Source organism: Pseudomonas sp. GW821-FHT07F05 (assembly GCF_059418765.1).
The window spans coordinates 76,679-102,125 of record NZ_JBWKQL010000008.1 but is presented as its reverse complement, the minus strand read 5'-3'; the positions used below and the strand labels follow the sequence as shown (position 1 = coordinate 102,125).

The window sequence follows — 25,447 nt, the reverse complement described above, 5'->3', positions numbered from 1 at the left end:
GCGCAACCCGCTGGCGGCCGGAAAGCCGTCAGCGGGTACGAATCAATTTGTGGTGTTCAGGCGACTGACGAGAGGGGCGGCGCGCGACTGCGGGCGTTGGGGAAGACGTTGCGCTGAGCGTGGCCGTGTTGCGGGGCCTCGTTGTAGAAGTCCGCGGGCTTAGGCGGGACCGGCGCCAATACGGCCACGGTTTTGGTCAGCGCCGGGCAACTGAACAGCAGCGTGCAATAGCCGCACTTGGCCCAGATGACGTGATCGACGCCGGCGCTTTGCTCGGCCTTGACGTGACTACTGTGCTCGCCTGCGCCCATGTCCATCGACGCCGACATGTCCATCTCGCCATGCATCGACATGGAAGTCGGCGCAGGCATCGCCATGCCGCTGTGATGCTCCATCGGCATGGATTGCGAGATCAGCGGACCGATGAAGATCATCAGCATGGCGAACAGGCTCAGCCAGGCGCCCTGCGGATGACGAGGGGCGGTGGCGGATCTGGCGCGGTTCGCGGGCAGGCGGTTCAAGTGGAGTGGTGTCGGTATTCAGCGGGTCAGTGGGCGTGGGCCGGAGCGGCAGCAACCGGTGGTTGTTTCAGTACCACGACGTCAACGGTCAGGTCGCCCGCTTTTTGAAAGTGCAGGGTCAGCGGGAAGGTCTGGCCGTCGATGAGTCGGGTGCGGTCTTTCAGATCCAGCAGCATGACGTGATAGGCCATGGGGGCGAATGTCACGGTGCCACCGGCAGGGATATTCACCGTCTCGACGTGCTGCATCTTCATCAGGCCGTCCTGGCTCACGTGTTGATGCAATTGGGCGGCACCGGCGATGGGGCTGTCGACCGCTTCCAGTCTGTCGGCGTCAGGACCGTTGTTGGTGATCACAAAATACGCAGCGACGGTGGGCGCGTTGGGCGGCAGCGCCATGGACCATGGCTGCGCGACGGTCAGTTTGCCCTTGGTGTAATCCTGGGCTTCAACGAAACCGGCTGGCAGCGCGAGGGCGATCAGCAGGAGGATTTTGTTCAGCATCTACGCAGGTCTCCGGTTCATTCAGGTACGCGACGGCACGATCGGGACATCAGACCTTGGGCGATGCGTGAGGATTACGGTCAGGCCAGTGCTGACGTGGTGCCGCGCGCAGCACCAGCACCGCGACAGGGAAACGCACCGGCTCGACCAGGGCGAACAGTCCGAAACCGATGCGGGTCGGCACTGCAACCAGTGGCGTGGCGTGTGTGCAGCAGGCGCAGTGCTGCATGAACGCGATGTCGGGGTGATAGGGTGATTGTCTGTCGATGACTTCAACGGGCGTCATGGCCAGTCGTGACGCGGCGCCAGTGCAGGCGCTTCCCCAGACCAGCCGCTCACCCTCGGGGCGCGGCATGGTCGGTGTCATCGGCATTGCCAGTACGCCGAACAGCAACGCGAAACAGGCCACCCAGGCAAAGGCCCGGCGCCGCTTCTGCGTGATGATTTGATCTTGTTGTTTTTTCATGTCGGCCATTTAGCCTGATCGGCCGCCAGATGTAAAAAGCCCGCCCGCGACGTTATGTCGCGCGGCGGGTTTGGTTCAGTCAGGGTTCAGCAGGGGGTCAGGCGGTGGAGGCGTGGAGTTTCAGGCCAAGGGCTTTGATGACTTTCATGATGGTGGCGAATTCGGGGTTGCCGTTTGTGCTCAGCGCTTTGTACAGGCTCTCTCTACCCAGCCCAGTATCACGTGCGATCTGAGACATGCCATAAGCCCGCGCGATGTTGCCCAGAGCTTTGCGTATGAGCACACCATCGCCATTGTCTTCTTCAAGGCACGCGTCCAGATAGCCTGCCATGTCTTCGGGTGTTTCCAGATATTCCGCTGCGTCGAACGGTTTGAATTCTTCTTTCATCATTGTTCCCTCGCCGTGAAGCGTTCCGCACAAAACACACGGGAAGGTATCCCGGAGGATACATTTCCGATGTCAGGCGAGTCAGACGGTGGAAGTCAGACCGATCCGCAAACCCGGACGATGTTCACGGCATCTTTGGCATGCGTCAGCCAACGTCCCGCAACGCATCCAGCACCTCGCCCACACTCCAGAACGCCCGATCCACCTCCGGCAACACCGGCCGCTTCAACACCAACACCGGCATCCCGCGTTCCCGCGCCACTTCCAGCTTCGGCTCGGTCGCGGTGCTGCCGCTGTTCTTGCTGATGAGGACGTCGATGTTGCGAGTCTCGAACAGCTCGCGCTCGTCCTCCAGGCGGAAAGGCCCGCGGGCGCCGATCACTTCACAGCGTTCGTTTCCGGCGTAGATGTCCAGGGCGCGCAGCGTCCAGAACTGATGGGCTGGAATCTCGTGCAGATGCTGCAAAGGCTCGCGGCCCAGGGTGAACAGGGGGCGTTGAAAGGGGGCGAGGGCTGCGATCAGTTCTGCCCAGTCCGCGACTTCGCGCCAGTCATCGTCTGGCCCCGGCTGCCACGCGGGTCGGCGCAGTGCCCAGCAGGGAACACCGGTCAGCTTCGACGCCGTGACAGCGTTCTGGCTCATCTGCGCAGCGTAAGGGTGCGTCGCGTCCAGGATCAGATCGATGCCAGTTTGCTGTACGAAGTTTGCCAAACCTTCAGCGCCGCCGAACCCACCCACACGCACTTCACAGCGCAAGTCGGTGGGCACGCGACCCACGCCCGCCAGGCTGTAAATATGTTGAGGCCCCAGCGTGCGGGCGATCGCGAGCGCGTCGGTCACGCCGCCGAGCAACAGCACGCGTTTGATGGCTGCCTTTTTCAAACGAAGCCCCCCGCGTGCCCGACGATCCCGCCCTGTCGGTCGATGGCAAAAACCTCGACCTGAACCTGCGCCGGCACCACGCTGCGGGCGAAATTCAGCGCGTGCTGACACACCGCATCACCCAGCGCGATGCCGAAGGCGGAGGCCATGGCCAGCGCTTGCTGACTGGTGTTGGCCTCGCGAATGTTCTGTTGCAGCTCGGCATCGGCGCCCACATCGGCAGCCCATCGCGCAAGCTGATGCAGATCGATGCTGGAGTGCCGGCTGTGAAGGTCCATGTGGCCTGCCGCCAGTTTGCTGATCTTGCCGAAGCCGCCGCAGACACTGAGCCGCTCCACCGGAGTTTTGCGCAGATGCTTGAGGACGGCGCCAACAAAGTCGCCCATCTCAATCAGCGCGATGTCGGGGATCTGATACACCCGACGCATCGTGTCTTCGCTGGCGTTGCCGGTGCAGGCGGCGATGTGCTGATAACCGTTGGTGCGCGCAACGTCGATGCCTTGGTGGATCGACGCGATGTACGCCGCGCAGGAAAAGGGCCGGACGATGCCGCTGGTGCCCAGAATCGACAGCCCGCCAAGAATCCCCAGTCGCGGGTTCATGGTTTTCAACGCCAGTTCGCTGCCGTTTTCGACGCAGACCGTCACTTCAAACCCGCCGCCATAGCCGACCTCATGGGCCAGTTGCGTGAGGTGTTCGGCCATCATCCTGCGCGGCACCGGATTAATCGCCGGCTCGCCGACCCCCAGCACCAGGCCTGGGCGGGTAACGGTGCCGACCCCTTCGCCCGCGACAAAACGCACGCCCGGCTCAGGGATCAGCCTGACCTGAGCAGACACCAGCGCGCCATGGGTAACGTCCGGATCGTCCCCGGCATCCTTGAGCGTGCCGGCCTCGGCGCCGCCCGCAATCAGGCGGCAGAATTCCAGGCGCATCTGCACGCACTTGCCTTTGGGCAGCGTGATTTCGATCGCATCGTTGGTTTCGCCGGCCAGCAACAGGCGCGCAGCAGCGAGGGACGTCGCCGTGGCGCAACTGCCGGTGGTCAAGCCGCTGCGCAATGGCGCGGGTTGTTCGGCTGTTTCGTCGCGCATCAGGGTTTGATCGCTTCGAGCAGGGTGATCGGCAGCGCCTGACGCCAGGTGTCGAACTCGCCCAGCGGTTTGGCGTGGGCCAGATGAATGCGGGTCAGTTCGCCGCCATATTGCTCCCGCCAGTTCACCAGCATCGCCTCGCTTTGCAGCGTGACGGCATTGGCCACCAGTCGACCGCCCGAGCGCAGGTTTTGCCAGCAGGCGCGCAGCACACCTTCGCGCGTCACGCCGCCGCCGATAAAGATGGCGTCCGGTTGCTCAAGGCCTTCAAGGGCATCGGGCGCACGTCCACGAATCAGCTGCAGGCCGGGCACGCCCAGCGTATCCCGGTTGAATTCGATCAAGTGTTGCCGTCCCTCGTCAGCCTCGACAGCGATGGCGCGGCAGGTCGGGTGCGCGCGCATCCACTCGATGCCGATGGAACCGCAGCCTGCGCCCACGTCCCACAGCAGTTCACCAGGAACGGGGGCGAGACGGGCCAGGGTAATCGCGCGCACGTCGCGCTTGGTCAACTGGCCGTCATGCCGAAACGCTTCGTCCGGCAGACCGCCCAGCGGCGAGAGGCGCAATGTATCAGGCTGTGTGCGGCACTCGATGGCGACCAGATTCAGCGCCGCGATGTCGGTGGCGTTCCACTCACCCGCAGTGCCCTCGATCTGTCGCTCGGCGCTGCCGCCCAAGTGTTCGAGGACGATCATGGGACTCGGACCAAAACCGCGTTCCTTGAGCTGCGCCGCGATGGCCGCCGGGCTCGAACCGTCGTTGCTCAGCACCAGCAGGCGCAGGCCATGCTGCAAGTGGGCGTTCAGCGCGGCGACGGGGCGGGCGACCACCGACAACGTCACCACGTCTTGCAACGCCCAACCCAGGCGCGCCGCTGCCAGGGAATAAGACGACGGCGCGGGAATTACCCGCATCTCATCGAAGGGGACGAGTTTGGACAGGCTTGCGCCGACGCCGAACAACATGGGATCGCCGCTGGCCAGCACGCAGACCGGGGCGCCGTGTTGTTCCAGCACCGGGCTCAGGGAAAACGGGCTCGGCCACTGGCGCTGCTCCGCCTGTATGCACGGCGGCAACAAGGCAAGCTGCCGCGCGCCGCCGAACACCTGCCGCGCCTGCAACAGCGCGTGCCGAGCGTTTCGGCCCAGGCCTTTATAGCCGTCCTCACCGATTCCCACGACTGTCAGCCACGGCGACATGAATTGCCCTCAACCCGATTGCGTGCAACAGGCCCGCCTGCTCGGCCTGTAAAAGTGGCCGGCATGATACCGCGCCGACGGGCCCGGTTCGTACGGGTTTGTGAATCCGACAGAGCGTCTTTTCATGGCAACGGCCAAAGCAGGCATAATACGGCCCCTGTAACTTTTCGTTTCTCTACGCGTCCGCCCGTTCGCACCAGGTGATCCTTTGACCGAGCCGTTGTCTGCTCGCCCATCCGCTACGCCCATTCGCCCCTCGGCCTGCCCGGGGTTGCTGCGTATCGTCCCGGCGCTGGATGGCGGCATCTGCCGGATCAAGCTGCCGGGCGGGGTGCTTTCAGCGGAACAGGCGATGGTCGTGGCAAGTGCCGCCGAGGAGTTCGCGAGTGGCGTGATCGAGGCGACCAATCGCGGCAATCTGCAGATTCGCGGCATCGGCGCCGACCACGACGGGCTGATTGCCAGCCTGCTAGATGCCGGTCTGGGGCCGAGCAATCCCGCCAGTGACGACGTGCGCAACCTGATGCTCAGCCCGACCGCAGGCATTGATCCGCAGCAGCTGCTCGACGTGCGTCCGTTGGCCGGGCAGATTCTGCATTCCCTTGAGCACCACCCGCGTTTCCATGAGCTGTCGCCCAAGTTCGCGCTGTCGCTGGACGGCGGCGAGGGGTTGGCGATGCTCGAGCATCCCCATGACCTCTGGCTGTCCCCGTTGCAGGTCGATGGCCAGACGTTGCTGGGATTTGGATTCGCGGGTTGCCCGGCCACCGATTCGCCGGTGGCCGCAGTGGCGCCGGACGCAGCGCACGCATTGGTGGTCGCGGTGCTGGAAACCTTTCTGAATCTCGCTCGCCCCGAACATGCCCGCATGCGCGATCTGCTGAAAGAAGTGCCCGTTGCGCGACTCATCGAACACATCGCCGCGCGTTTGCCGCAGCGACTGGTGATTAATCAAAAAGTAACCGATTGGCGGCGTTCGCCTGCCCGGTCTTTCGCGCACATCGGCACGTATTCCCAGGCAACAGCCGGCATCATGGCCGTGGGCGCAGGCGTGCCGTTGGGTCGTTTGCGACCGTCCATGTTGCGCGAAGCCGCCCGACTGGCGATCGCGTTCGGCGACGGTCAGTTGTGCATGACCCCATGGCAAAGCCTCATGCTGCGCAATGTCCCGGCAGGCCATTCGGTGACCGTGATGGAAGGCTTGAGCCAAGCGGGTTTGCTCGTCGATGCCGCTCAGTCGCTGTCGAAAATCGTCGCCTGCACCGGCTCCGCTGCCTGCGCGAAAGGGCTGGCGGACACCAAGGCCGATGCCCTGCATCTGGCCGCACTGCTGCAAGAAAACGCCATCAGCCGCGCAGTGCATCTGTCCGGCTGCGCGCGTTCATGCGCCGCTGCGCACGTGATGCCGGTGACCTTGCTGGCAGCGTCGCCCGGTCGGTACGACCTTTATTTTCGTCATGCAGGAGTGTCCGGATTCGGCGATCTGCATGCACGTGACCTCACTATTGAAGCAGTCGGCGCGTTGTTGACCGCCGACTCACGGAGCAACACCGATGATTGATTACATCCGCGACGGCCAGGAGATCTACCGTAACTCCTTCGCGATCATTCGTGCCGAAGCCCGGCTCGATTCCATCCCGGCCGACCTGGAAAAACTCGCCGTTCGGGTGATTCACGCTTGTGGCATGGTCGATGCGGTCGAGGGCCTGCGCTTCTCCCCCGGTGCGGGCACGGCCGGCCGCCGCGCGCTGGCGGCCGGGGCGCCGATTCTGTGTGACGCGCACATGGTCGCCGAAGGGGTCACGCGCACGCGCCTGCCCGCCAACAATCAAGTGATCTGCACCCTGAAAAACGAACGCGTGCCCGAGATGGCCCGTGAGCTGGGGAACACCCGCTCGGCGGCGGCGCTGGAGCTGTGGCGGCCGCACCTGGAAGGAGCGGTCGTGGTGATCGGCAACGCGCCGACTGCGCTGTTTTATCTGCTGGAAATGCTTGATGCCGGAGCGCCCAAGCCTGCGCTGATCCTGGGCTTCCCGGTAGGTTTCGTCGGCGCCGCTGAATCTAAGGACATGCTCGCCGCCGACAGTCGCGGCGTGCCCTACGTGATCATGCAGGGTCGTCGTGGTGGCAGCGCCATGGCCGCCGCGGCAGTCAACTCACTCGCCACGGAGATCGAATGATGGCACCACGGGGTCGTCTGATTGGCCTGGGCGTGGGGCCGGGTGATCCGGAACTCATCACCGTCAAGGCGCTGCGCCTGCTGCGCGAATCGCCCGTGGTCGCGTACTTCGTCGCCAAGGGCAAGAAGGGCAATGCGTTCGGCATCATCGAAGGCCATTTGCAGCAGGCCCAGACGCTGATGCCGCTGGTGTATCCGGTGACCACCGAGGCGTTGCCCGTTCACATGTCTTACGAGCAAGTGATCAGCGATTTCTACGACTGCTGCAGCGCTGATCTGGCGGCGCATCTGGACGCTGGACGCGACGTGGCGGTGATCTGCGAAGGCGACCCGATGTTCTACGGGTCCTACATGTACCTGCACGATCGTCTGGCCGATCACTACGACGCGGAAGTCATCCCGGGCGTCTGTTCGATGCTCGGCGGTGCGTCGGTGCTGGGTGCGCCGCTGGTGTACCGCAATCAGAGCCTTTCAGTGCTGTCCGGCGTTTTGTCCGCCGAGGAACTCAAACGTAAGCTTGAGGACGCCGACGCTGCGGTGATCATGAAACTGGGGCGCAATCTGCCGAAAGTGCGCCAGGTGCTGGTTGAAACCGGGCTGGCCGAGCGCGCGCTGTACGTCGAGCGCGCGACCATGGCCAATCAGAAGATCGTGCCGCTGGCCGAGGTCGACCCGATGTCATCGCCGTATTTCTCGCTGATCATTGTCCCCGGTGAACGGTGGCAGGGCTGATGAGCACAACCCCTCTCAACGCCCCGGCCATCGTCATTCTGGGCAAAGGCGCGCTGGCCACGGCGCGACGCATTCAGCAGCTGTACCCCCAAGCGCTGATTTATGGGCTGGCCGGACGTGTCGAAGACGTCGACCGCCGCTATTCGGAATTTGGCGCGACGCTGCGCCAGCTGTATCAGCAAGACACGCCGATCATCGCGCTGTGCGCGGCGGGTATCGTCATCCGCACGCTGGCGCCGGTGTTGCTGGAGAAGGGCGTCGAGCCGCCGGTGCTGGCCGTCGCCGAGGATGGCAGCGCAGTGGTGCCGCTGCTTGGCGGACTGGGCGGCGTCAATGTCATGGCCCGGGAAATCGCCGCCTCGCTGAACACCGCAGCCGCCATCACCACCAGCGGCGAACTGCGCTTCGGCACCTGTCTGCTTAATCCTCCCGCCGGCTATGCGTTGGGCGATCTTGAGCTGGGCAAGCGCTTCGTCAGCGATTTGCTGTCGGGGGAAAGCGTGCGCGTCGAGGGCGCGGCGCCGTGGCTGGCTCAGGCACAGTTGCCTGAAGATGACCAAGCGCAGTTGGCTATTCACGTCGGTTACGCCGAGCGCGAGCCCAGCGACCACGAACTGTTGATCTACCCGCGCAACGTGCTGGTGGCGGTGAGCGGTGATCTGGCAGATCCCGCCGATACCGTGAAAGCCGCGCTGCATGAATCGCGCATCGCCGTGCAGGCGCTGGGCTGTTTACTGGCCAGCAAAGCCGAGATGGCCAATCCGGCGCTGCACTCGGCTGCCGACGCACTGGGCGTACCGTTGCGTTTTACCACCGCCGGTACGCCCGCCGACATGACCCGGCAGGTCCTGCCGCAATTGTTGCCACCGTTGACCCCGGCGGCGGGCATCGCCATTGCCGTGGCGCCGCAGCCGTTGGAGGTTGAAAAGATCGGCTGTGCACGAGGACGACTGGCGGTTATCGGGCTTGGCCCGGGCGCTACTGACTTCATGATTCCTGCTGTTAAAGCCGAGCTCGCACGCGCCAATGACGTGCTCGGCTACGAGACTTATGTACGCATGGCCGGGCCGTTCCGCGCCGACCAGGTGCTGCACTGCACCGACAACCGCGAAGAAATGCTGCGCGCCCGGCATGCATTCGAACTGGCCGCTGAAGGCCGTTCGGTGGTGGTGGTTTCATCGGGTGACCCCGGCGTGTTCGCCATGGCCGCGGCGGTGCTGGAAGCGCTGCACGAATCGGATAATCCCGACTGGCACCGGGTTGATCTGCACATCCTTCCGGGGGTGTCTGCCTCGCTGGCGACGGCGGCGCTGGCGGGTGCGCCGTTAGGTCACGACTTCTGCGTCATGTCCCTGTCGGACAACCTCAAGCCATGGGAGATCATCGAGAAGCGCCTGGATCTGGCCTGTCAGGCCGATCTGGCGCTGGCGTTCTACAACCCGATCTCGCGCTCTCGCCCTTGGCAGCTGGGGCGGGCGCTTGAAGTCGTGCGCCAGCATCGCAGCCCTGAGACGCCGGTGACGCTGGGGCGTGATGTGGGTCGGCCGGCGCAGACGTTGCGGGTCATCACCCTTGGCGAGCTGAGGCCGGAGCACGTCGACATGCGCACGATGGTGCTGGTGGGGTCGTCGTTGACCTGCGTGTTCCCGCGCACCAATGGTGAGTCGTGGGTCTACACGCCGCGCTGGTACGGTGCCAAGCCGACGTGAGCGACGGTTCGGTTTGCTCTGTGGGATTGGTCCGATAACTCGCGCAGGCCTGACGGCAACGCCATGACGAAACCGCTGCAGACGCCTGCGGAAATCCCGTTGGGCCGGCTCCGGGTTACGTCGTCTGGTTCCGCGCTGACTGAGCCCCAACCTCGAGAGCATCCGTATTTCTTGAGGTTCAGGGGCTTCATGTTTCCCTGAATTCAACGCTTTGCTGTAGGACATGCTGCGCACACACAGCGCGAGGGGCTCTTTGCCACTGCGTTGCGACCCCAGAAAATTCCGTTAACCTCGGTTGTGTCCACGACGGACATTCCCACCAGTTAAAGGAATAACGAAATGACACATGAAGCAAGCCTGACCGACTCTGAACGCCGCGCCTATATCGCCGGTTGCCAACTGGCCGACTGTTCTCACTCGCTGATTGACCACGTTTCAAAGATGGATGTGCCGGCCCTGGACAATCCACCTCAGGGCGCTGTTGTCGGCAGCAATCTCCTCGCCTTTGCAGAAGGTGTTTCGCGACAGAACAAGCAAGACGTTATGGATTCCTTCCTGTTCGCGACGATGGTGGCTAACAAAGCGTTCAATCCAGAAACTCAGAGTCAGGAGTGGTACGGACGTTTTAACCGAGTGTTGTCAACCCAGGGCTGGTTTTCAACCAACTGGAATTACGCTCGTTATCGCTCCACCCACCAGCGTTTCAGCATGGAACAAGCGGGGCTTGAAATCCTGGGCTCCGCCATTGCTGCTGCGGCTCTGCCCGGACCCGCCAGTGCCGCAATGCTCAAAGTGGCTGGCGATGCCATCGCGGCACTTAGGGCTCAGGAAAAACCGCTGCATTTGTTCGAACGTCAGACCAAGACCCATCGGGGTGCAAACTTCCGGGTCGGCGCATGTGCGGAGTCTGCTGAAGGAACCGTCACGATGGCGCTGGGCGCGGTCAACTTCTCCGCCAACTCGACCGTCACCGACGTGCTCTTCTGGACATGGAACAGCGCAGACGTTTCGACTTTCCGCGGCGAGGATATGCTGGTGTTCAACACCCGCGCCTATGCGCGGGTCCGCAACCAGGTTCAGGACCAATTGAGCAAGAGCGCTTCTTTGGCCATCTCGGAATTCGAGATCTGAACAAAAGGGAGGCGCCATGCGCCTCCTTTTCTCTGGAGATGTGCCATGCATCAGGGAATGATTGAAACCCGGATCAGCGCAGGGTGCTTATTGTTCATGCACCGTGACTGCACTGAAACCCAAAAGAGCGATATCGCTGACTGCGTGTTGTACACGCAACTGGCGGCCACAAAAAAACACGAACGGTTTGCCGCAACGCCTGCGTGGAACGAGACCTGGCTCGCGGCCTTCACGCGCTTTGGCGGGGTGCTGAAAGCCCATGAGGCAATCAGCTGCCCAGCTCCGGAGCTTGGTCCCGGCTCTGTGTGGGCATGGATGAAAATCAGACTACCGCTCTTCATGCCCAGCGATATGGTATTCGAGGGTGAATCCGCCGCCTGGCGCGCTCTATCCAGCCATCCCGCTCAGCCAGCCTTCGACCTGCTGGCCGCGCAGGTGCTTGAACCGATGACGACGGCGATTCCGGGGGAGATCCGCATCGAGCAGAAAGTGGCGATGCAAATCGCTTTCCTGGATGAAAGCGCAGCGCTCTCGGTTGTCCTTGTCACCTTTACTCACCGCTTGCCGCTGAAAAATGACTTTCTTTTCGAGCCTCTGCTGCCCGGCGATATCATCGGCAATGTTGAGTTACGGTTCTACTCTCTTCGCCTGATGGATTTGGTCTACTCGCCGTTTCGGCAAAAGATCAGCCAGGCGCTGGAGGATCGTCGACCCCATCTGGTGTCTGCGCTGGAAGGAGCTGAAGCATGAGCGCCACAGGTGCGGTGGTCGGTAACGGTCTGGTGTCGCTGTCCACCGGCATCAATAAGCAGGACCGCGAGGATCTGTTTGACTGCTTGCTGCGAGCCGAGCGCGTGGCCGGTCAGGTCAGTCGGGATGAGCATTTCACCTACTGGGCGTACCGGTATGGCAAGGCACTGGAGCAACGAAGTTTCGTCAAGTTGAGTCCGATCATGCATGAACCCATGGTGATCCGGAGCGCGTCGGAGCTTGAGGAAATCAGCTTCCGTGTTATCGAATCACGCGGGTCCGCTCGGTTGGCGCGACAGGCGCAGGCGTCGCTTCAGGCCATGCAGATTCACCACTACGCGGAGCACTTTTTTGAAAGCATCAACGGGAACAGCGTCATCGCGGGTTTTCAGGTCATTCCGTGCGCAGTGGATACGACAGGCGCTGTGATGGTGCTGCTGTGCGGCATCCAGATGACAGGTCACGTCGAGACGCGGGATTTCGACTTCTGGTCTGACTCACGCAGTGAGCTGATGTTGCGTATCACGGGAGGGGCCTACCGTTTTGATCGTCGAGATTATGCGACGCATCGCGATGCCGTCGCCAGGGAGCTGGACGCCCATGGGTCGAGGGCCATTCAGACATTTGCGCTCTGAGCGCGCCTCAGGTCAGCAGGTAGCCCTTGATGCCCGTGAAGATGATCTGGGCCGCGAGTGCGCACACAAACAAGCCCATGAGGCGGCTGACAATCTGTAGCCCCTGATCCCCCAGAATTCGCTCGATGCTGTTGGACAGATAAAGGATCACGCCCACCGTCAGGCTGGCCAGCGCGATGCTGACGATGGCAGTGAGTTTGTCATCCCAATGGGGCTGGCTGATCCCCATGACCAGCAGTGCGCCAATGGTGCCGGGGCCGACGGTGATGGGGATGGTCAGCGGCACGATGGCGACGTCCTGCTGAACGTTGTCGGTCTGCACGCCGGATTTACCCTGGGCCATGGCCAGGGCTGAGATGAACAGCACGCTGCCGGCGCCAATTCTGAAGGCGTCGGCGGTGATGCCGAAGACCCCGAAAATCACCCGCCCGAACAGGTACAGCAAGACGCTGGACACCAGGGTCGCCAAGGCGATCTTCCAGGCCAGCTGCCGGCGTTCCTTGCGCGAATAACCGCGGCTCAGGGAAATGAAACAGGACAGGACGAAGAACGGGCTATAGAGCACCAGCATCTTCAGGTAAACGCTGAACAGCACGTGAAGCATGGTTTGAGCTCATGGCAGCAGACTGGGACGGCGCCAAGTCTATCAGCCCGTCACGGACACTTGGCGGTCAGTTTTGCTCGTAGCGGTCTTCGCCACGGGTGGCGCGCGTCGCCTCATCCCGGGCACGCTGTTCCACCCAGTATTCGACCAGCTCGCGTAACTGCGACAGCTCCACCGGTTTGGACATGTGGCCGTCCATCCCGGACTGGCGCGCGCGATCCTTGTGCTCCGCAAGGATGTGCGCGGTCAACGCCACCACAGGGGTGCGAATGCGCTGGTTGCCGGTTTCCCAGGCGCGGAACTGCTGTGTGGCCGAGAACCCGTCAAGGATCGGCATTTCGCAATCCATCAGCACCAGGTCATAGCGCCGGGTCTTCATCGCCAGCAGCGCCTCTTCGCCATTGCTGGCGGTGTCCGGCTGCAGGTTGAGCTTGCCGAGCATGCCGCGAATGACCTTGGTGGAAATGCTGTTGTCCTCGGCGACCAGAATGCGGAAATCGCTGGGCACATCGATGTCGCTGATCAGCCCCGGCACCGCAGGGAAGGGCGCGTTACCTTTGTTGCGCTGATTGAGCTCGTCCGCCAGCGTGGTCTTCAACGTGTACCCGGCAACCGGTTTGGCGAGGATGCGTTTGACCCCGGCATTGCGCGCGATGACCTTGCTCGGCGCGTTGCTGATACCCGTGAGCATGATCAACAGAATGTCGTGGTTCAGGCTCGGGTCTTCCTTGATCTTGGCGGCCAGTTGCATGCCGGTCATGCCGGGCATGTTCTGATCGAGCAAGACGATATCGAAGTAGTCGCGCAGGTGAGCCTTGGTGCGCAGCAGCGCCAGTGCTTCCTTGCCCGATGGCACGGCGCTGACGTTCAGCCCCCACGCGCTGCACTGCTGGACCAGTACCTTGCGGCAGGTGTCGTTGTCATCGACGACCAGAACCCGCGCGCCTTTGAGCGGGCTGTCCAGATCAGCGGGCGGCTGCTCCAGTCGTTCTGCATCAAGGGGCAGACTCAGCCACAGCGTGCTGCCCTGATTGGTGCCGCTCTGGATGCCGAACTCACCGTTCATCAACAGGATCAGCTGTCGGGCAATGACCAGCCCCAGGTGACCGCCGACCTTGCTGGCAGCCAGGAAGTTCTTGCTATGCAGCTCGGCGTGCAGCAGTGCGTCCCGTTCCTTGGCCGTCAGCGGCGTGCCGCTGTCCTGCACCGCGATGCGCAGCCGTGGCTTGCCGCCGCGGGAGTCGAGGGCGACGACCAACAGGATCTCGCCCTCGTCGGTCTTCTTTAAGGCGTTCTCCAGCAGACTGAGCAGCGTCTGCCGCAGGCGTGTCGGGTCACCGCTGATGACGCGCGGCACCTGGGGCTGAATGAAGCTGATCAGCTCGACACTTTGCTGCTCGGCCTTGGCGCGGAAGATACTCAGGCAGTCCTCGATCATCGCGTTGAGGTCGAACTGCACGTCATCCAGCTCGATCTGCCCTGACTCCAGTTTGGTGATGTCGAGGATTTCGTTGATCAGGGTGAGCAGTTCGTTGCCGGCGCTGTGAATGGTCTGCACGTAATCGCGCTGTTTGACCGACAGCGGCGTGCCCAGCAGCAACTCGGTCATCCCCAGCACGCCGTTCATGGGGGTGCGAATCTCGTGACTGATCTTCGCCAGAAACTCGGCCTTGGCGTTGATTTCTGCCGTGCTGGCGGCCAGTTCGCGGCTGATGCTGAAATTGTCTTCGGTGATGCTGCGATGCCGCTCGCTGAGGGCGATGCTCATCAGCAGGCCGCACAGGCAGAACACCGCCAATACCCCGATGATCAGCGTCTGCGCGGGAAAGCTTGTCAGCCAGAGCATGGCCGGCAGCACCACGAGGTTGCCGAGATTGAACGCGATCATGGCGATCACAAACGGTCGGGCAGGGGAGTAACCCTTCTGCAGGTGGTAGATCGACACCAGGGTGATGCTGACCGTGGTCAATGCCACCAGCAGGAACGTCATGATGTTCAGAGGCAGCGTTTCAACGAACAGCACCAGCAGAGCGCCAAAGCCGACCACCAGCAGCACGCCCATCAGCAGCCGGTTGAGCATCTCGACCCCGCGCTGAATGAAGAAACAGTACGTGTACATCAGGCCTGTCGCGGCGGCGAGCAGCAGAGCCAGGTGAGCGCTCGGCGTCTGCGCCAGATGCCAGCGCGGCAGCCATGGCGCCTGAAGGTTGAGCAGCAGTAAGGCGCTCAGCCCCAGAAACGCCTCGCACGCTGCCAGCCACAAGCTACTGACCGAGCGGGACTGGGCGAAGCGCGTGAGGTTCTGCACGATCAGCATGGCCAGCGAACCGAAGAACAGGCCGAGCAGCAGGGGGCGGCGCTCGTCTGCGGCACTGGTGACGGCGGACTGCAGAGTGATGTTCGGGCGCAGTTCCTGTTCGGATTTGAGGCGCAAATACAGGTCGAGGGGCTTGTCGCTCTGGGGCACCGGCAGCAGGAAGTCCAGTGACGGCAGGGGTTGGGCTCCGCGCGGCACCCGGTTACCGGAGCGCGAATGATCGATCAGGCTGTCGCCGTCGAGCACGTACATGTCGACCGTCGCCAGGTCGGGCGCGAAGATCCGCACCAGTTGCTCATGGGTGGTCGGGGGCAGGCGGTAGTGCAGCCACAATGCGGCGTCGCGGCTGGTCGCGCGCACTTGATCGAGTTCGACCGGGCTGAACTGGGATTCGTAGTGGGGGGAGCGGACGTCGCTGAGGTTCAGGTTCGCCTGGTCGTCGACAAGGGTTGACCAGCCTGCACTGACCTCGGCGGCGGCGGAGGATATACAGAGCAGGGTCAGCAATGTGACGGTCAAACGAGTGGCAATCCTGAGCCAGCGCACGGCGAAATCCCTTCGTGAATGAAGCCTGTTTAACTCTGGGGCACCGGATGAACGATCAGCGACTCCACGAGGAGTCGCTGATCGGGCCGAGGCTCACGCCAGATCTTCGCCGCGTTCCCGGGCAATGGCGCGGTAGCCAATGTCCTTGCGGTAGAAACAACCGTTCCAGTCAATCTTTGCCGCCAGTTCGTACGCTTGTTTCTGCGCATCGCCAACGGTGTCGCCCAGGGCCGTCGCGCACAGTACGCGACCGCCGGAGGTCACGATACGGCCATCCTGCAACGCGGTGCCAGCGTGGAACACTTTGCCCTGCAACGCGGCCGCAGCGTCCAGCCCGTGAATCTCGTCGCCCTTGGCGTAATCGGCCGGGTAACCGCCGGCTGCCAATACGATTCCCAGACTCGGACGCGGGTCCCACTGAGCATCCACTGTATCCAGCGTTTGCGCCAGAGCGGCTTCGACCAGCGATACCAGGCTCGACTGCAGACGCAGCATGACCGGCTGGGTTTCCGGATCACCAAAGCGGCAGTTGAACTCGATGACTTTCGGATTGCCGGCCTTGTCGATCATCAAACCAGCATAGAGGAAACCGGTGTAAATGTTGCCCTCGGCAGCCATGCCCCTGACGGTCGGCCATATGACCTGATCCATCACGCGCTGGTGAACCTCGGCGGTGACCACAGGGGCCGGGGAATATGCGCCCATGCCACCCGTGTTCGGGCCGCTGTCGCCGTCGCCGACGCGTTTGTGGTCCTGGCTGGTGGCCATGGGCAGCACGTTCTTGCCGTCGACCATGACGATGAAGCTGGCTTCTTCGCCATCGAGGAATTCCTCGATCACCACCCGCGAACCTGCGTCGCCGAAGGCATTACCGGCCAGCATGTCGCGAACGGCGTCTTCTGCTTCCGCGAGGGTCATCGCGACGATCACGCCTTTGCCCGCTGCCAGGCCGTCGGCCTTGATGACGATCGGTGCGCCTTTCTCTTGCAGGTACGCCAGTGCCGGTTCGATCTCGGTGAAGTTCTGGTAATCGGCGGAGGGAATAGCGTGGCGCGCCAGGAAATCCTTGGTGAAGGCCTTGGAGCCTTCCAGCTGCGCGGCGCCCTTGGTCGGGCCGAAGCAGTTCAGGCCACGGGCGCGGAACAGGTCGACAACACCGGCCACCAGCGGCACTTCCGGGCCGACGATGGTCAGCGCGACGTTCTTCTCGGCGAAGTCGGCGAGTTGCTCGAGCGCCAATACGTCGATGGCAACGTTTTCGCACTTGGCTTCAGTGGCAGTACCCGCATTGCCCGGTGCGACGAAGACTTTCTCGACACGAGCGTCCTGCGCGACCTTCCAGGCCAGAGCGTGTTCACGGCCACCGCTGCCAATGATCAAAACATTCATTTCCAAAACCTCAATAACGACAACGCGTAAAAATCCGAAGGCAAACAGTGTGGAACGCCGAACGCAGACTGTGGGACCGGCTTTAGCCGGGAAGAGGACAGTACATCCGACACATCTGTCGGGTCAGTCATACCGCCTTCCCGGCTAAAGCCGGTCCTACAAAGGCCAACAGCGTAAACCGTATCAGTGACGGAAATGGCGCATGCCGGTGAATACCATCGCGATGCCTGCTTCGTCCGCTGCCGCAATCACCTCGGCGTCGCGCATCGAGCCGCCTGGCTGGATCACTGCGGTGATGCCAACCTTGGCCGCATTGTCGATGCCGTCGCGGAACGGGAAGAACGCATCGGAAGCCATGACAGCGCCCTGCACCTGCAAACCGGCGTGTTCGGCCTTGATCGCCGCGATGCGCGCGGAGTTCACGCGGCTCATCTGGCCTGCGCCGACGCCGATGGTCTGGCGGTTCTTGGCGTAGACAATGGCGTTGGACTTCACGTACTTGGCGACTTTCCAGGCGAAGATCAGGTCGTGGACTTCCTGCTCGGTCGGCGCGCGCTGGGTGACCACTTTCAGGTCGTCGGCGCCGATCATGCCGATGTCGCGGCTCTGCACCAGCAGCCCACCGTTGACGCGCTTGTAATCCCAGGCCGGCGCGCGCTCGGCGTCCCACTGGCCGCTGGTCAACAGGCGCACGTTGGCTTTGCTGGCGATGATGGCCTGGGCTTCGGCGCTGACGCTCGGGGCGATGATCACTTCGACAAACTGACGCTCGACGATGGCCTTGGCCGTCTCGGCATCCAGTTCACGGTTGAAGGCGATGATGCCGCCGAACGCCGATTCGCTGTCGGTGGCGTAGGCCAGCTCGTAGGCCTGACGAATCCCGCCTTCGGCATCCGGGCTTACTGCAACGCCGCACGGGTTGGCGTGCTTGACGATCACGCACGCGGGTTTGACGAAGCTCTTCACGCACTCAAGCGCCGCGTCGGTATCGGCGACGTTGTTGTAGGAAAGCTCTTTGCCTTGCAGCTGGGTCGCGGTGGCGATGCCCACTTCGGCGGGCTTGGCTTCAACGTAGAACGCCGCGCTCTGGTGCGGGTTCTCGCCGTAGCGCATTTCCTGCGCCTTGACGAACTGAGTGTTGAAGGTGCGCGGGAATTCGCTGCGGCCTTCGGTGCTCAGGGTTTCAGCGGACTGGTCAACGCTGCCCAGGTAGTTGGCGATCATGCCGTCGTAGGCCGCAGTGTGCTCGAAAGCCTTGAGCATCAGATCGAAGCGCTGCGCGTAAGTCAGGCCACCGGACTTGAGGCTTTCCAGCACATTCTTGTAATCGCTGGCGTTGACGACGATGGCGACGTCTTTGTGGTTTTTAGCGGCAGAGCGAACCATGGTCGGGCCGCCGATATCGATGTTCTCGATGGCCGTCGGCAGGTCGCAGCCCGGCTTGGAAACCGTGGCTTCGAACGGGTAGAGGTTCACGGCGACCAGGTCGATCGGCTTGATGCCGTGTTCGCTCATGATGGCGTCGTCGATGCCGCGACGGCCGAGGATGCCGCCGTGAATTTTCGGGTGCAGCGTCTTGACCCGGCCGTCCATCATTTCAGCGAAGCCGGTGTAGTCAGCGACTTCTACTGCGGCAACGCCGTTGTCCTTGAGCAGCTTGAACGTACCGCCAGTGGAGAGGATCTCGACACCGAGGGCTTCGAGTTCACGCGCGAATTCAAGGATGCCGGTCTTGTCGGATACGCTGATCAAGGCGCGGCGGATCGGCAGGCGGGTCGTCTGGTCGGTCATCTCAACTTCCATCAAAAGCAAAAGAATTTTGCAAAAAAAACGACCGCATTGAAGTGAGGTCGCTTGTTTTTCGGATGCTTACAGCAGGTCGTACTGCTTGAGTTTCTTGCGCAGGGTGCCGCGGTTCAGCCCCAGCAGCTCGGAGGCCTTGGTCTGGTTGCCCTTCACGTAGTTCATCACGCACTCGAGCAACGGCGCCTCGACTTCCGAGAGCACCAGGTTGTAGACATCAGTGACGGCCGCACCTTCCAGATGAGCGAAGTAGTTGTGCAACGCCTTCTCGACGCTTCCGCGCAGGGTCTGACCCTCTTCGCTCGGCGTATTGAGGTGTTGTTTCAAATTGACGTTGTCGCTCACGGGTGTTGTTCCACTCACTAAAGTCTCAGTCATCATCGTCATGCGGCCACCTCTTCTTCGTTCCCTGCCGGGCGGGATTTATCGCGCTGGGAAAAGAACTCCCGAACGTTGGCGCACTGTGCTTCTGTATCGTCCAAACGGTTGAAAAGGGCGCGAAACTCCCGGGCGCCCGGCAACGTTGCGAGGTACCAGCCGACGTGTTTGCGGGCGATTCGCACGCCCATCACGTCGCCATAGAACGTGTGAAGCGCAGCCAGATGCTCTAGCAGAATGCGTTCCACTTCACCGACGGGCAGGCCCGGAAGTTTTTCCCCGGTCTGCAGGTAGTGTTCTATCTCGCGAAAAATCCATGGGCGCCCCTGGGCGGCCCGGCCAATCAACAGCCCGTCAGCGCCGGTAGCGTCGAGGACGTAGCGGGCCTTTTCCGGTGAATCGATGTCGCCGTTGGCAAACACCGGGATGGACACCGCCTGCTTGATGGCGGCGATGGTGTCGTACTCGGCTTCACCGGTGTAGAGATCGGCACGGGTTCTCCCGTGTACCGCCAGTGCCTGAATGCCGGCTTGCTCGGCGATTCTGGCGACGGTCAGACCGTTCTTGTTCGCCCGGTCCCAGCCGGTGCGAATCTTCAGCGTGACCGGTACCTCGACTGCCTCGACCACCGCGTGCAGGATTTCGGTCACTAACTGTTCATCTTTCAACAGCGCCGAGCCAGCGGCCTTGTTGCAGACCTTTTTTGCCGGGCAACCCATGTTGATGTCGATGATCTGCGCGCCGAGTTCGACGTTGGCGCGTGCTGCATCCGCAAGCATCTGCGGGTCCCCGCCAGCGATCTGTACCGAGCGTGGCTCGGGATCGCCTTCGTGAATCATGCGCAACCGCGACTTGCGGCTGTTCCAGAGGCTCATGTCGCTGGTGACCATTTCCGAGACCACCAGGCCTGCGCCGAGCTGGCGACAGAGTTGTCGGAAGGGCTGGTCGGTGACACCCGCCATCGGGGCGAGAATCAAGCCGTTTTGCAATGTGTAAGGGCCGATGCGTACCGCCGACATAGGGTGACCTTTTGTGGGGCCGAATCACGAGGTCTGGTCCGAAAAGTGCTTCAGCGCCAATTCAGACGGGACCCAGAGTATGAAAAAGGGTGGGCATGATACCCGCTCTCGATGACTGGATAAAGGCTGAATTGGATAAAATCTGAACAGCTCCGTTCTTATCGCGAACGGTTAGGTTTAGGCCGGTATTGTCATAAAAGTGTCGTCGGATTTCGGGCATCCCGTCCCGCGCAGGGTGCTGCATTTCGGTGCGGACAAACCCGCAACGGGCGGTGTTTTACTCCGGCGAACGGAAGCTCAGGCTGTAGTTCGCCGCCTTGGGGCCCGGGTCGAGAATGTCCAGTGCGATATGAATCGGCGTCTGCGGCGGCATCTCGTCCTTGCCCGCCAGCTCGCCGCTCAGGTACTCGCCCGGTTTGAATCGACGACTGGCGATCAACTGACCGGTCGCATCGGCAAAGCGTAGTTCGAGCAGCGGGAACGGCTGGGAAAAGGACGCGCGGTTGTAGATGATCGCGTCAACCACCAGCGCACCCTGGAATTCGGGGTGGCTGCGCACGACAAGGTTGCTGCTCTTGAGCAGTTTGATATCGACCTTGGACGGGACCTTGCAGCCGAGTGTCGGGCACAGGTCCTGGAAGAGGGGGCGGTACTGATCCTGCCGCGCGAGTTCTTCGAAGTGGTAGGCAACGTATTGCCCGGCCAGCGCGCCCAACGCAATCAGGATCAACAGCATCCACAGCAGACGCCGACCCCAGCGCGCTTTGGGTTTTTGCCAGGACAACTGCAGCGGATCATCCGTCAGATCGAGCAGCGCCCTGTCCCGCAGACCCGGTTCATTGCGCCCGCCGCGCTTGCCGCCGGCAGCAGCGAGCGGGGCCTCGTCGTCTTCATCATCGTGACGGGCGCTGAGGCGATCCTGATCGTCATGGGTGTCGAGGGCGGAGAAGCGTTCCGACGGCTGATCATCGGGTTCGCCTTGAGGCTGGAGCGAGTGGGGGCGAGCCGATTCGTCGTCCAGGTCGTCCGGGGTCAGCGAGAATGACGGCTCGGTGCGATGACGGTCCTGCGAGTTGATCGGCTCGTCCAGCGGGCCTTCGTCTATCGTGTGGTCGGTATGCTCTTCGCGTTCCTCAACGACTTCGGCGCGCAGTTCGGGGAGCCGGTCGACATCGTCGTGACTCATGCCGTGGGCCCACGACTCCTGCGCGACGTCAGGCTCGTCGCGCCTTGCGCTGAAGGACTCGACTTCGTCGTGATCGAGCGCCTTGCTGACACGACCGAAGGACTCGGGCAGTTGAATCTCGCGCTGTTCGAGACGGGCCAGTTCCACGTCGAGATCGTCCAGGTCCAGGCTGTCCAGATCGACTTCACGCTCTTCACGCTTGACCGGCAGTGGCGCTGGTTGGGTGACAACGAGTGACTGCGTCGCGAGAATTTCCGGTTTTTTCTCAACGGATTCGGTATTTGGCACTGAAGTCAGCGGCGCTTCCGGGGGTGTCCCGCCGCGTTGTTCCAGCAGCTGCTTTGCGGCGTTGAACACCTGCAGGCATGAGCCACAGCGCACCATGCCTCTGGCCACACTCAACTGAGCGTGACTGACGCGGAAACTGGTCTGGCAATGCGGGCACTGAGTGACGAAGCTGTCGGTCATGCGGGTATCCGGGGTTAAAGAGCGCCTGATGGTTGGATCTTAGGGCAACTGGCTGTCAGCGGCGACGACCGGTGATCCGTACCCAGCCTTCGCGGTTGGCAATCGGGTCCAGCTCGAAGGTGTCGGCGTAGGCGGCAGCGACTTCATCGCCTTGCTCGGCAAGGATGCCGGACAGCGCCAGACGGCCGCCGGGCTTGACCAGGCTCGCCAACTGCGGCGCCAGAGAAACCAGCGGGCCGGCGAGGATATTGGCGACCAACACGTCGGCCTGCACCTGGGGCAGGTCTTCAGGCAAGTACAACGGAAATTTCTCGGCCGGGACGTTGTTGCGGCCGGCATTGTCGCGCGAGGCTTCGAGGGCCTGGACGTCGATGTCGGTGCCGACCGCCTGTTCGGCGCCCAACAGCAACGCGGCGATGGCGAGAATGCCGGAACCGCAGCCGAAATCCAGCACGTTGCAGCCGGCGAGGTCCTGACCATCGAGCCACTCAAGGCACAGCGCAGTGGTCGGGTGGGTGCCCGTGCCGAACGCCAGGCCCGGGTCGAGCAACAGATTGACTGCGTCGGGTTCCGGCGCGGCGTGCCAGCTCGGCACGATCCACAACCGCTGGCCGAAGCGCATCGGGTTGAAGTTGTCCATCCAGCTGCGTTCCCAATCCTGATCTTCGATCACTTCATGGGTGTGTTCCGGCAGCTCGGCGTCGGTGAGCAATCTCAGGTGAGCGAGCACGTGATCGGCATCGGTGTCGGCTTCGAACAGCGCCAGCAGGTGCGTGTGCGACCACAGCGGCGTGGTGTTCAGCTCTGGCTCGAAGATCGGCTGGTCTTCAGCGTCCATGAACGTCACCGATACGGCGCCGACTTCGAGCAGCGCGTCTTCGTAGGTTTCGGCTTGTTCTGGGCTAATGGCGAGACGGACTTGCAGCCAAGGCATGGCGGGTGACCTTCGAGTTGGAAAATTGAAAGGGGGCCGACGGCCACGAAAGACCGGCAAGTTTACGGGGTTTGCGGGGAAACAACAAAGCGGGTGTCGCAGCGATGCCGGTCCTGCTAAAACCAACAAAGCCGCTCGAGAGCGGCTTTGTTGGTCTGTCGCACTTACTGGCGGATCAATGCTTGTCAGCGGCCAGCTTGTGTTCCAGGTAGTGAATGTTGACGCCGCCTTCGCAGAAGCCTTCATCGCGGGTCAGATCACGGTGCAGCGGGATGTTGGTCTTGATGCCGTCGACCACGATTTCATCCAGGGCGTTACGCATGCGCGCCATGGCTTCATCGCGAGTGGCGCCCCAGGTGATCAGCTTGCCGATCAGCGAGTCGTAGTTGGACGGAACCTTGTAGCCGCTGTACAGGTGCGAATCCACACGCACGCCGTTGCCGCCCGGCGCGTGGAAATGCTTGACCAGGCCCGGACTCGGAACGAAGGTTTTCGGGTCTTCAGCGTTGATCCGGCATTCCAGCGCATGCCCGGTGATGACCACGTCATCCTGGGTGTACGACAGCTTGTTGCCGGCGGCGATGCTGAGCATCTCCTTGACGATGTCGATACCTGTGACCATTTCCGATACCGGGTGCTCCACCTGAACACGGGTGTTCATTTCGATGAAGTAGAAGCGGCCGTTCTCGTACAGGAACTCGAACGTGCCAGCGCCACGGTAGCCGATGTCGATGCACGCTTTGACACAGGCCGCGAACACGTCCTTGCGGGCTTGTTCGTCGATGAAGGGCGCCGGCGCTTCTTCCAGGACCTTCTGGTGACGGCGCTGCAGAGAGCAGTCGCGATCGCCCAGGTGGATCGCGTGGCCCTGACCGTCGGAAATCACCTGAACTTCCACGTGACGTGGGTTGGTCAGGTATTTTTCCAGGTAGACCATCGGGTTGCTGAACCAGGCAGCCGCTTCAGCACGGGTCTGCTTGGCCGCTTCGATCAGGTCTTCTTCCTTGTGCACCACGCGCATGCCGCGACCACCGCCGCCGCCAGCGGCTTTGATGATCACCGGATAGCCGACTTCACGGCCGATGCGCAGCGCGGTTTCTTCGTCTTCCGGCAACGGGCCGTCGGAACCGGGAACGGTTGGCACCTTGGCAAGCTTCATGGCGTCTTTGGCGGAAACCTTGTCACCCATCAGGCGAATGGTTTCGGCTTTCGGGCCGATGAACGCGAAGCCGGATTTCTCGACCTGTTCGGCAAAGTCTGCGTTTTCCGCGAGGAAACCGTAGCCCGGGTGAATCGCCGTGGCGCCGGTCAGCTCAGCTGCCGAAATAATGGCCGGAATGTTCAGGTACGACAGGTTGGCTGGCGCCGGGCCGATACAGACGGTTTCGTCTGCCAGGCCAAGGTGCATCAGCTCACGGTCTGCCGTGGAATGGACCGCGACGGTCTTGATGCCCAGTTCTTTACAGGCACGCAAGATGCGCAAGGCGATTTCGCCGCGGTTGGCGATCAGGACTTTTTCCAACATCGCAGGCTCTCCCCGGTTCAAACGATGGTGAACAGCGGCTGGTCATACTCAACCGGCTGACCGTTTTCTACCAGGATGGATTCGATCGTGCCGCTGACTTCAGCTTCGATGTGGTTCATCATTTTCATCGCTTCAACGATGCAGATTGTGTCGCCTTTCTTGACGGTCTTGCCGACTTCAACGAACGCTGGCGAGCCAGGCGCCGGGGTGCGGTAGAAGGTGCCGACCATTGGAGATTTGACGACGGTGCCGTTGAGCTTCGGAGCAGAAGGTGCTTCCGCAGCGGCCACTGGCGCTGCAACCGGGGCAGGTGCCGGAGCGGCAACCGGAGCAGGCGCGTAGTACTGCTGTGCTGGAGTCTTGCTGTGACGGCTGATCCGTACGGATTCTTCGCCTTCACGGATTTCCAATTCGTCGATGCCGGACTCTTCCAGCAATTCGATCAGTTTCTTGACTTTACGGATATCCATTAATCATCAACTCCCAAGGGACGGTCAGGGGGATTTGGTAGCCGGTTCCGGCGGTCTGGCTCAGTACGGGACTGTGCCGTTCACGCTTTCGAACTCTTGGCCAATTGTTCCAGGGCGGCCTCCAGGGCCAGTCGGTAACCGCTGGCGCCAAGGCCGCAGATCACGCCTACAGCAACATCTGAAAAGTAGGAGTGATGGCGGAAAGGTTCGCGCTTGTGCACGTTCGACAGGTGCACTTCGATGAATGGGATGCTCACTCCCAGCAACGCGTCACGTATCGCAACGCTTGTGTGCGTAAAAGCAGCCGGATTGATCAGGATGAAATCCACGCCTTCATCGCGTGCAGCGTGGATGCGATCGATCAGCTCGTATTCAGCGTTGCTCTGCAGGTACATCAGGTGGTGACCGGCTTCGCGCGCACGCTGTTCCAGATCCTGGTTGATATCGGCCAACGTGACCGAGCCATAGATCCCCGGTTCACGGGTTCCCAGCAGGTTCAGGTTAGGTCCGTGAAGAACCAGAAAAGTCGCCATCGAGTGTTCCTTGTTGTTCGCGTTTTCGACGCTCACGCACAGAGTGAGCCGCTGATGGGCAGCGACTATGCCGGAAAGTACG

General features: G+C 62.1%; 25 protein-coding genes. 7 read left to right on the top strand and 18 right to left on the bottom strand.

Annotated elements, in window-relative coordinates:
• Positions 1-56: 56 nt before the first annotated feature.
• The 7 genes from AC07RO_RS17395 to cbiE all read right to left on the bottom strand — a co-directional run bounded on the left by AC07RO_RS17395 (position 57) and on the right by cbiE (position 5,057).
• Positions 57-512 (bottom strand): DUF2946 domain-containing protein, encoded by a 456-nt coding sequence (locus tag AC07RO_RS17395; RefSeq protein WP_495086735.1) that lies wholly within the window; start codon positions 510-512, stop codon positions 57-59.
• A 35-nt stretch (positions 513-547) separates the two neighbouring features.
• Positions 548-1,024, bottom strand: a complete 477-nt coding sequence (locus AC07RO_RS17390) for a copper chaperone PCu(A)C (protein WP_495086664.1) — start codon at positions 1,022-1,024, stop codon at positions 548-550.
• A gap of 49 nt (positions 1,025-1,073) precedes the next feature.
• Positions 1,074-1,490, bottom strand: a complete 417-nt coding sequence (locus AC07RO_RS17385; RefSeq protein WP_282370805.1) for a DUF2946 domain-containing protein — start codon at positions 1,488-1,490, stop codon at positions 1,074-1,076.
• Between the two features lie 97 nt (positions 1,491-1,587).
• Positions 1,588-1,878 (bottom strand): addiction module antidote protein, encoded by a 291-nt coding sequence (locus AC07RO_RS17380; RefSeq protein ID WP_463579250.1) that lies wholly within the window; start codon positions 1,876-1,878, stop codon positions 1,588-1,590.
• A gap of 145 nt (positions 1,879-2,023) precedes the next feature.
• Positions 2,024-2,746 (bottom strand): cobalt-precorrin-6A reductase, encoded by a 723-nt coding sequence (locus tag AC07RO_RS17375; protein WP_495086734.1) that lies wholly within the window; start codon positions 2,744-2,746, stop codon positions 2,024-2,026.
• A gap of 11 nt (positions 2,747-2,757) precedes the next feature.
• Positions 2,758-3,855, bottom strand: a complete 1,098-nt coding sequence (locus AC07RO_RS17370) for a cobalt-precorrin-5B (C(1))-methyltransferase (RefSeq protein ID WP_423570812.1) — start codon at positions 3,853-3,855, stop codon at positions 2,758-2,760.
• The gene (gene cbiE / locus AC07RO_RS17365; protein WP_495086663.1) at positions 3,855-5,057 is read right to left on the bottom strand and encodes a precorrin-6y C5,15-methyltransferase (decarboxylating) subunit CbiE; all 1,203 of its coding nucleotides are present in this window, start codon (positions 5,055-5,057) and stop codon (positions 3,855-3,857) included. The genes AC07RO_RS17370 and cbiE overlap by 1 nt, the downstream gene beginning before the upstream one ends.
• A gap of 208 nt (positions 5,058-5,265) precedes the next feature.
• Here cbiE and cobG point away from each other — a divergent pair, with 208 nt between their 5' ends.
• The 7 genes from cobG to AC07RO_RS17330 all read left to right on the top strand — a co-directional run bounded on the left by cobG (position 5,266) and on the right by AC07RO_RS17330 (position 12,193).
• Positions 5,266-6,618: a precorrin-3B synthase gene (gene cobG / locus AC07RO_RS17360; protein WP_495086662.1), complete on the top strand. Its 1,353-nt coding sequence runs from the start codon at positions 5,266-5,268 to the stop codon at positions 6,616-6,618.
• Complete coding sequence (locus AC07RO_RS17355) at positions 6,611-7,237, top strand: precorrin-8X methylmutase (protein ID WP_108119017.1); 627 nt, start codon at positions 6,611-6,613, stop codon at positions 7,235-7,237. The genes cobG and AC07RO_RS17355 overlap by 8 nt, the downstream gene beginning before the upstream one ends.
• Complete coding sequence (locus AC07RO_RS17350; protein WP_495086661.1) at positions 7,234-7,968, top strand: precorrin-2 C(20)-methyltransferase; 735 nt, start codon at positions 7,234-7,236, stop codon at positions 7,966-7,968. Before AC07RO_RS17355 ends, AC07RO_RS17350 begins: the two co-directional genes overlap by 4 nt.
• A complete protein-coding gene (gene cobJ, locus AC07RO_RS17345; protein ID WP_495086660.1) occupies positions 7,968-9,677 on the top strand; it encodes a precorrin-3B C(17)-methyltransferase in 1,710 nt (569 codons plus the stop codon). The genes AC07RO_RS17350 and cobJ overlap by 1 nt, the downstream gene beginning before the upstream one ends.
• Before the next feature lie 339 nt (positions 9,678-10,016).
• Complete coding sequence (locus AC07RO_RS17340; protein WP_423570805.1) at positions 10,017-10,808, top strand: hypothetical protein; 792 nt, start codon at positions 10,017-10,019, stop codon at positions 10,806-10,808.
• Positions 10,809-10,853: 45 nt separating this feature from the next.
• On the top strand, positions 10,854-11,558 hold the full coding sequence (locus AC07RO_RS17335; RefSeq protein ID WP_495086659.1) for a hypothetical protein: 705 nt from the start codon (positions 10,854-10,856) through the stop codon (positions 11,556-11,558).
• Positions 11,555-12,193 carry a hypothetical protein gene (locus tag AC07RO_RS17330; RefSeq protein WP_282370784.1) on the top strand — a complete coding sequence of 213 codons (639 nt, stop codon included), beginning with the start codon at positions 11,555-11,557 and terminating at the stop codon, positions 12,191-12,193. The genes AC07RO_RS17335 and AC07RO_RS17330 overlap by 4 nt, the downstream gene beginning before the upstream one ends.
• Before the next feature lie 7 nt (positions 12,194-12,200).
• On the opposite strand, the gene AC07RO_RS17325 is transcribed toward AC07RO_RS17330, so the two are convergent.
• The 11 genes from AC07RO_RS17325 to aroQ form a co-directional block, all read right to left on the bottom strand.
• Entirely contained in the window at positions 12,201-12,797 is a 597-nt protein-coding gene (locus tag AC07RO_RS17325) for a MarC family protein (protein WP_192173441.1), read from the bottom strand.
• A 67-nt stretch (positions 12,798-12,864) separates the two neighbouring features.
• A complete protein-coding gene (locus AC07RO_RS17320) occupies positions 12,865-15,660 on the bottom strand; it encodes a hybrid sensor histidine kinase/response regulator (RefSeq protein WP_495086658.1) in 2,796 nt (931 codons plus the stop codon).
• Between the two features lie 93 nt (positions 15,661-15,753).
• Entirely contained in the window at positions 15,754-17,049 is a 1,296-nt protein-coding gene (gene purD, locus AC07RO_RS17315; protein ID WP_192173439.1) for a phosphoribosylamine--glycine ligase, read from the bottom strand.
• Positions 17,050-17,232: 183 nt separating this feature from the next.
• Entirely contained in the window at positions 17,233-18,840 is a 1,608-nt protein-coding gene (gene purH / locus AC07RO_RS17310; protein WP_495086657.1) for a bifunctional phosphoribosylaminoimidazolecarboxamide formyltransferase/IMP cyclohydrolase, read from the bottom strand.
• Positions 18,841-18,918: 78 nt separating this feature from the next.
• Positions 18,919-19,239, bottom strand: coding sequence for a DNA-binding transcriptional regulator Fis (gene fis / locus AC07RO_RS17305; protein WP_007907419.1), 321 nt, complete (start codon positions 19,237-19,239; stop codon positions 18,919-18,921).
• On the bottom strand, positions 19,236-20,249 hold the full coding sequence (dusB, locus tag AC07RO_RS17300; protein WP_495086656.1) for a tRNA dihydrouridine synthase DusB: 1,014 nt from the start codon (positions 20,247-20,249) through the stop codon (positions 19,236-19,238). The genes fis and dusB overlap by 4 nt, the downstream gene beginning before the upstream one ends.
• 277 nt (positions 20,250-20,526) lie before the next feature.
• Complete coding sequence (locus AC07RO_RS17295; RefSeq protein ID WP_495086655.1) at positions 20,527-21,903, bottom strand: DUF3426 domain-containing protein; 1,377 nt, start codon at positions 21,901-21,903, stop codon at positions 20,527-20,529.
• Between the two features lie 55 nt (positions 21,904-21,958).
• On the bottom strand, positions 21,959-22,837 hold the full coding sequence (gene prmA, locus AC07RO_RS17290) for a 50S ribosomal protein L11 methyltransferase (RefSeq protein ID WP_192173436.1): 879 nt from the start codon (positions 22,835-22,837) through the stop codon (positions 21,959-21,961).
• Positions 22,838-23,012: 175 nt separating this feature from the next.
• Positions 23,013-24,362, bottom strand: coding sequence for an acetyl-CoA carboxylase biotin carboxylase subunit (accC, locus tag AC07RO_RS17285; protein ID WP_192173435.1), 1,350 nt, complete (start codon positions 24,360-24,362; stop codon positions 23,013-23,015).
• A 17-nt stretch (positions 24,363-24,379) separates the two neighbouring features.
• Positions 24,380-24,832, bottom strand: a complete 453-nt coding sequence (accB, locus tag AC07RO_RS17280; RefSeq protein ID WP_346626798.1) for an acetyl-CoA carboxylase biotin carboxyl carrier protein — start codon at positions 24,830-24,832, stop codon at positions 24,380-24,382.
• Positions 24,833-24,912: 80 nt separating this feature from the next.
• Positions 24,913-25,365 (bottom strand): type II 3-dehydroquinate dehydratase, encoded by a 453-nt coding sequence (gene aroQ, locus AC07RO_RS17275; RefSeq protein ID WP_192173433.1) that lies wholly within the window; start codon positions 25,363-25,365, stop codon positions 24,913-24,915.
• Positions 25,366-25,447: the final 82 nt, after the last annotated feature.

Bases quoted from the DNA above. Each gene is read 5' to 3' on its own strand.
- AC07RO_RS17390 (WP_495086664.1), bottom strand. From the start codon at position 1,024: ATGCTGAACAAAATCCTCCTGCTGATCGCCCTCGCGCTGCCAGCCGGT.
- purD (WP_192173439.1), bottom strand. From the start codon at position 17,049: ATGAATGTTTTGATCATTGGCAGCGGTGGCCGTGAACACGCTCTGGCC.
- AC07RO_RS17380 (WP_463579250.1), bottom strand. From the start codon at position 1,878: ATGAAAGAAGAATTCAAACCGTTCGACGCAGCGGAATATCTGGAAACA.
- prmA (WP_192173436.1), bottom strand. From the start codon at position 22,837: ATGCCTTGGCTGCAAGTCCGTCTCGCCATTAGCCCAGAACAAGCCGAA.
- purH (WP_495086657.1), bottom strand. From the start codon at position 18,840: ATGACCGACCAGACGACCCGCCTGCCGATCCGCCGCGCCTTGATCAGC.
- aroQ (WP_192173433.1), bottom strand. From the start codon at position 25,365: ATGGCGACTTTTCTGGTTCTTCACGGACCTAACCTGAACCTGCTGGGA.
- AC07RO_RS17350 (WP_495086661.1), top strand. From the start codon at position 7,234: ATGATGGCACCACGGGGTCGTCTGATTGGCCTGGGCGTGGGGCCGGGT.
- cbiE (WP_495086663.1), bottom strand. From the start codon at position 5,057: ATGTCGCCGTGGCTGACAGTCGTGGGAATCGGTGAGGACGGCTATAAA.
- accB (WP_346626798.1), bottom strand. From the start codon at position 24,832: ATGGATATCCGTAAAGTCAAGAAACTGATCGAATTGCTGGAAGAGTCC.
- AC07RO_RS17355 (WP_108119017.1), top strand. From the start codon at position 6,611: ATGATTGATTACATCCGCGACGGCCAGGAGATCTACCGTAACTCCTTC.
- dusB (WP_495086656.1), bottom strand. From the start codon at position 20,249: ATGTCGGCGGTACGCATCGGCCCTTACACATTGCAAAACGGCTTGATT.
- accC (WP_192173435.1), bottom strand. From the start codon at position 24,362: ATGTTGGAAAAAGTCCTGATCGCCAACCGCGGCGAAATCGCCTTGCGC.
- AC07RO_RS17330 (WP_282370784.1), top strand. From the start codon at position 11,555: ATGAGCGCCACAGGTGCGGTGGTCGGTAACGGTCTGGTGTCGCTGTCC.
- AC07RO_RS17340 (WP_423570805.1), top strand. From the start codon at position 10,017: ATGACACATGAAGCAAGCCTGACCGACTCTGAACGCCGCGCCTATATC.
- AC07RO_RS17295 (WP_495086655.1), bottom strand. From the start codon at position 21,903: ATGACCGACAGCTTCGTCACTCAGTGCCCGCATTGCCAGACCAGTTTC.
- AC07RO_RS17325 (WP_192173441.1), bottom strand. From the start codon at position 12,797: ATGCTTCACGTGCTGTTCAGCGTTTACCTGAAGATGCTGGTGCTCTAT.
- AC07RO_RS17370 (WP_423570812.1), bottom strand. From the start codon at position 3,855: ATGCGCGACGAAACAGCCGAACAACCCGCGCCATTGCGCAGCGGCTTG.
- AC07RO_RS17385 (WP_282370805.1), bottom strand. From the start codon at position 1,490: ATGAAAAAACAACAAGATCAAATCATCACGCAGAAGCGGCGCCGGGCC.
- fis (WP_007907419.1), bottom strand. From the start codon at position 19,239: ATGACGATGATGACTGAGACTTTAGTGAGTGGAACAACACCCGTGAGC.
- AC07RO_RS17335 (WP_495086659.1), top strand. From the start codon at position 10,854: ATGCATCAGGGAATGATTGAAACCCGGATCAGCGCAGGGTGCTTATTG.
- cobJ (WP_495086660.1), top strand. From the start codon at position 7,968: ATGAGCACAACCCCTCTCAACGCCCCGGCCATCGTCATTCTGGGCAAA.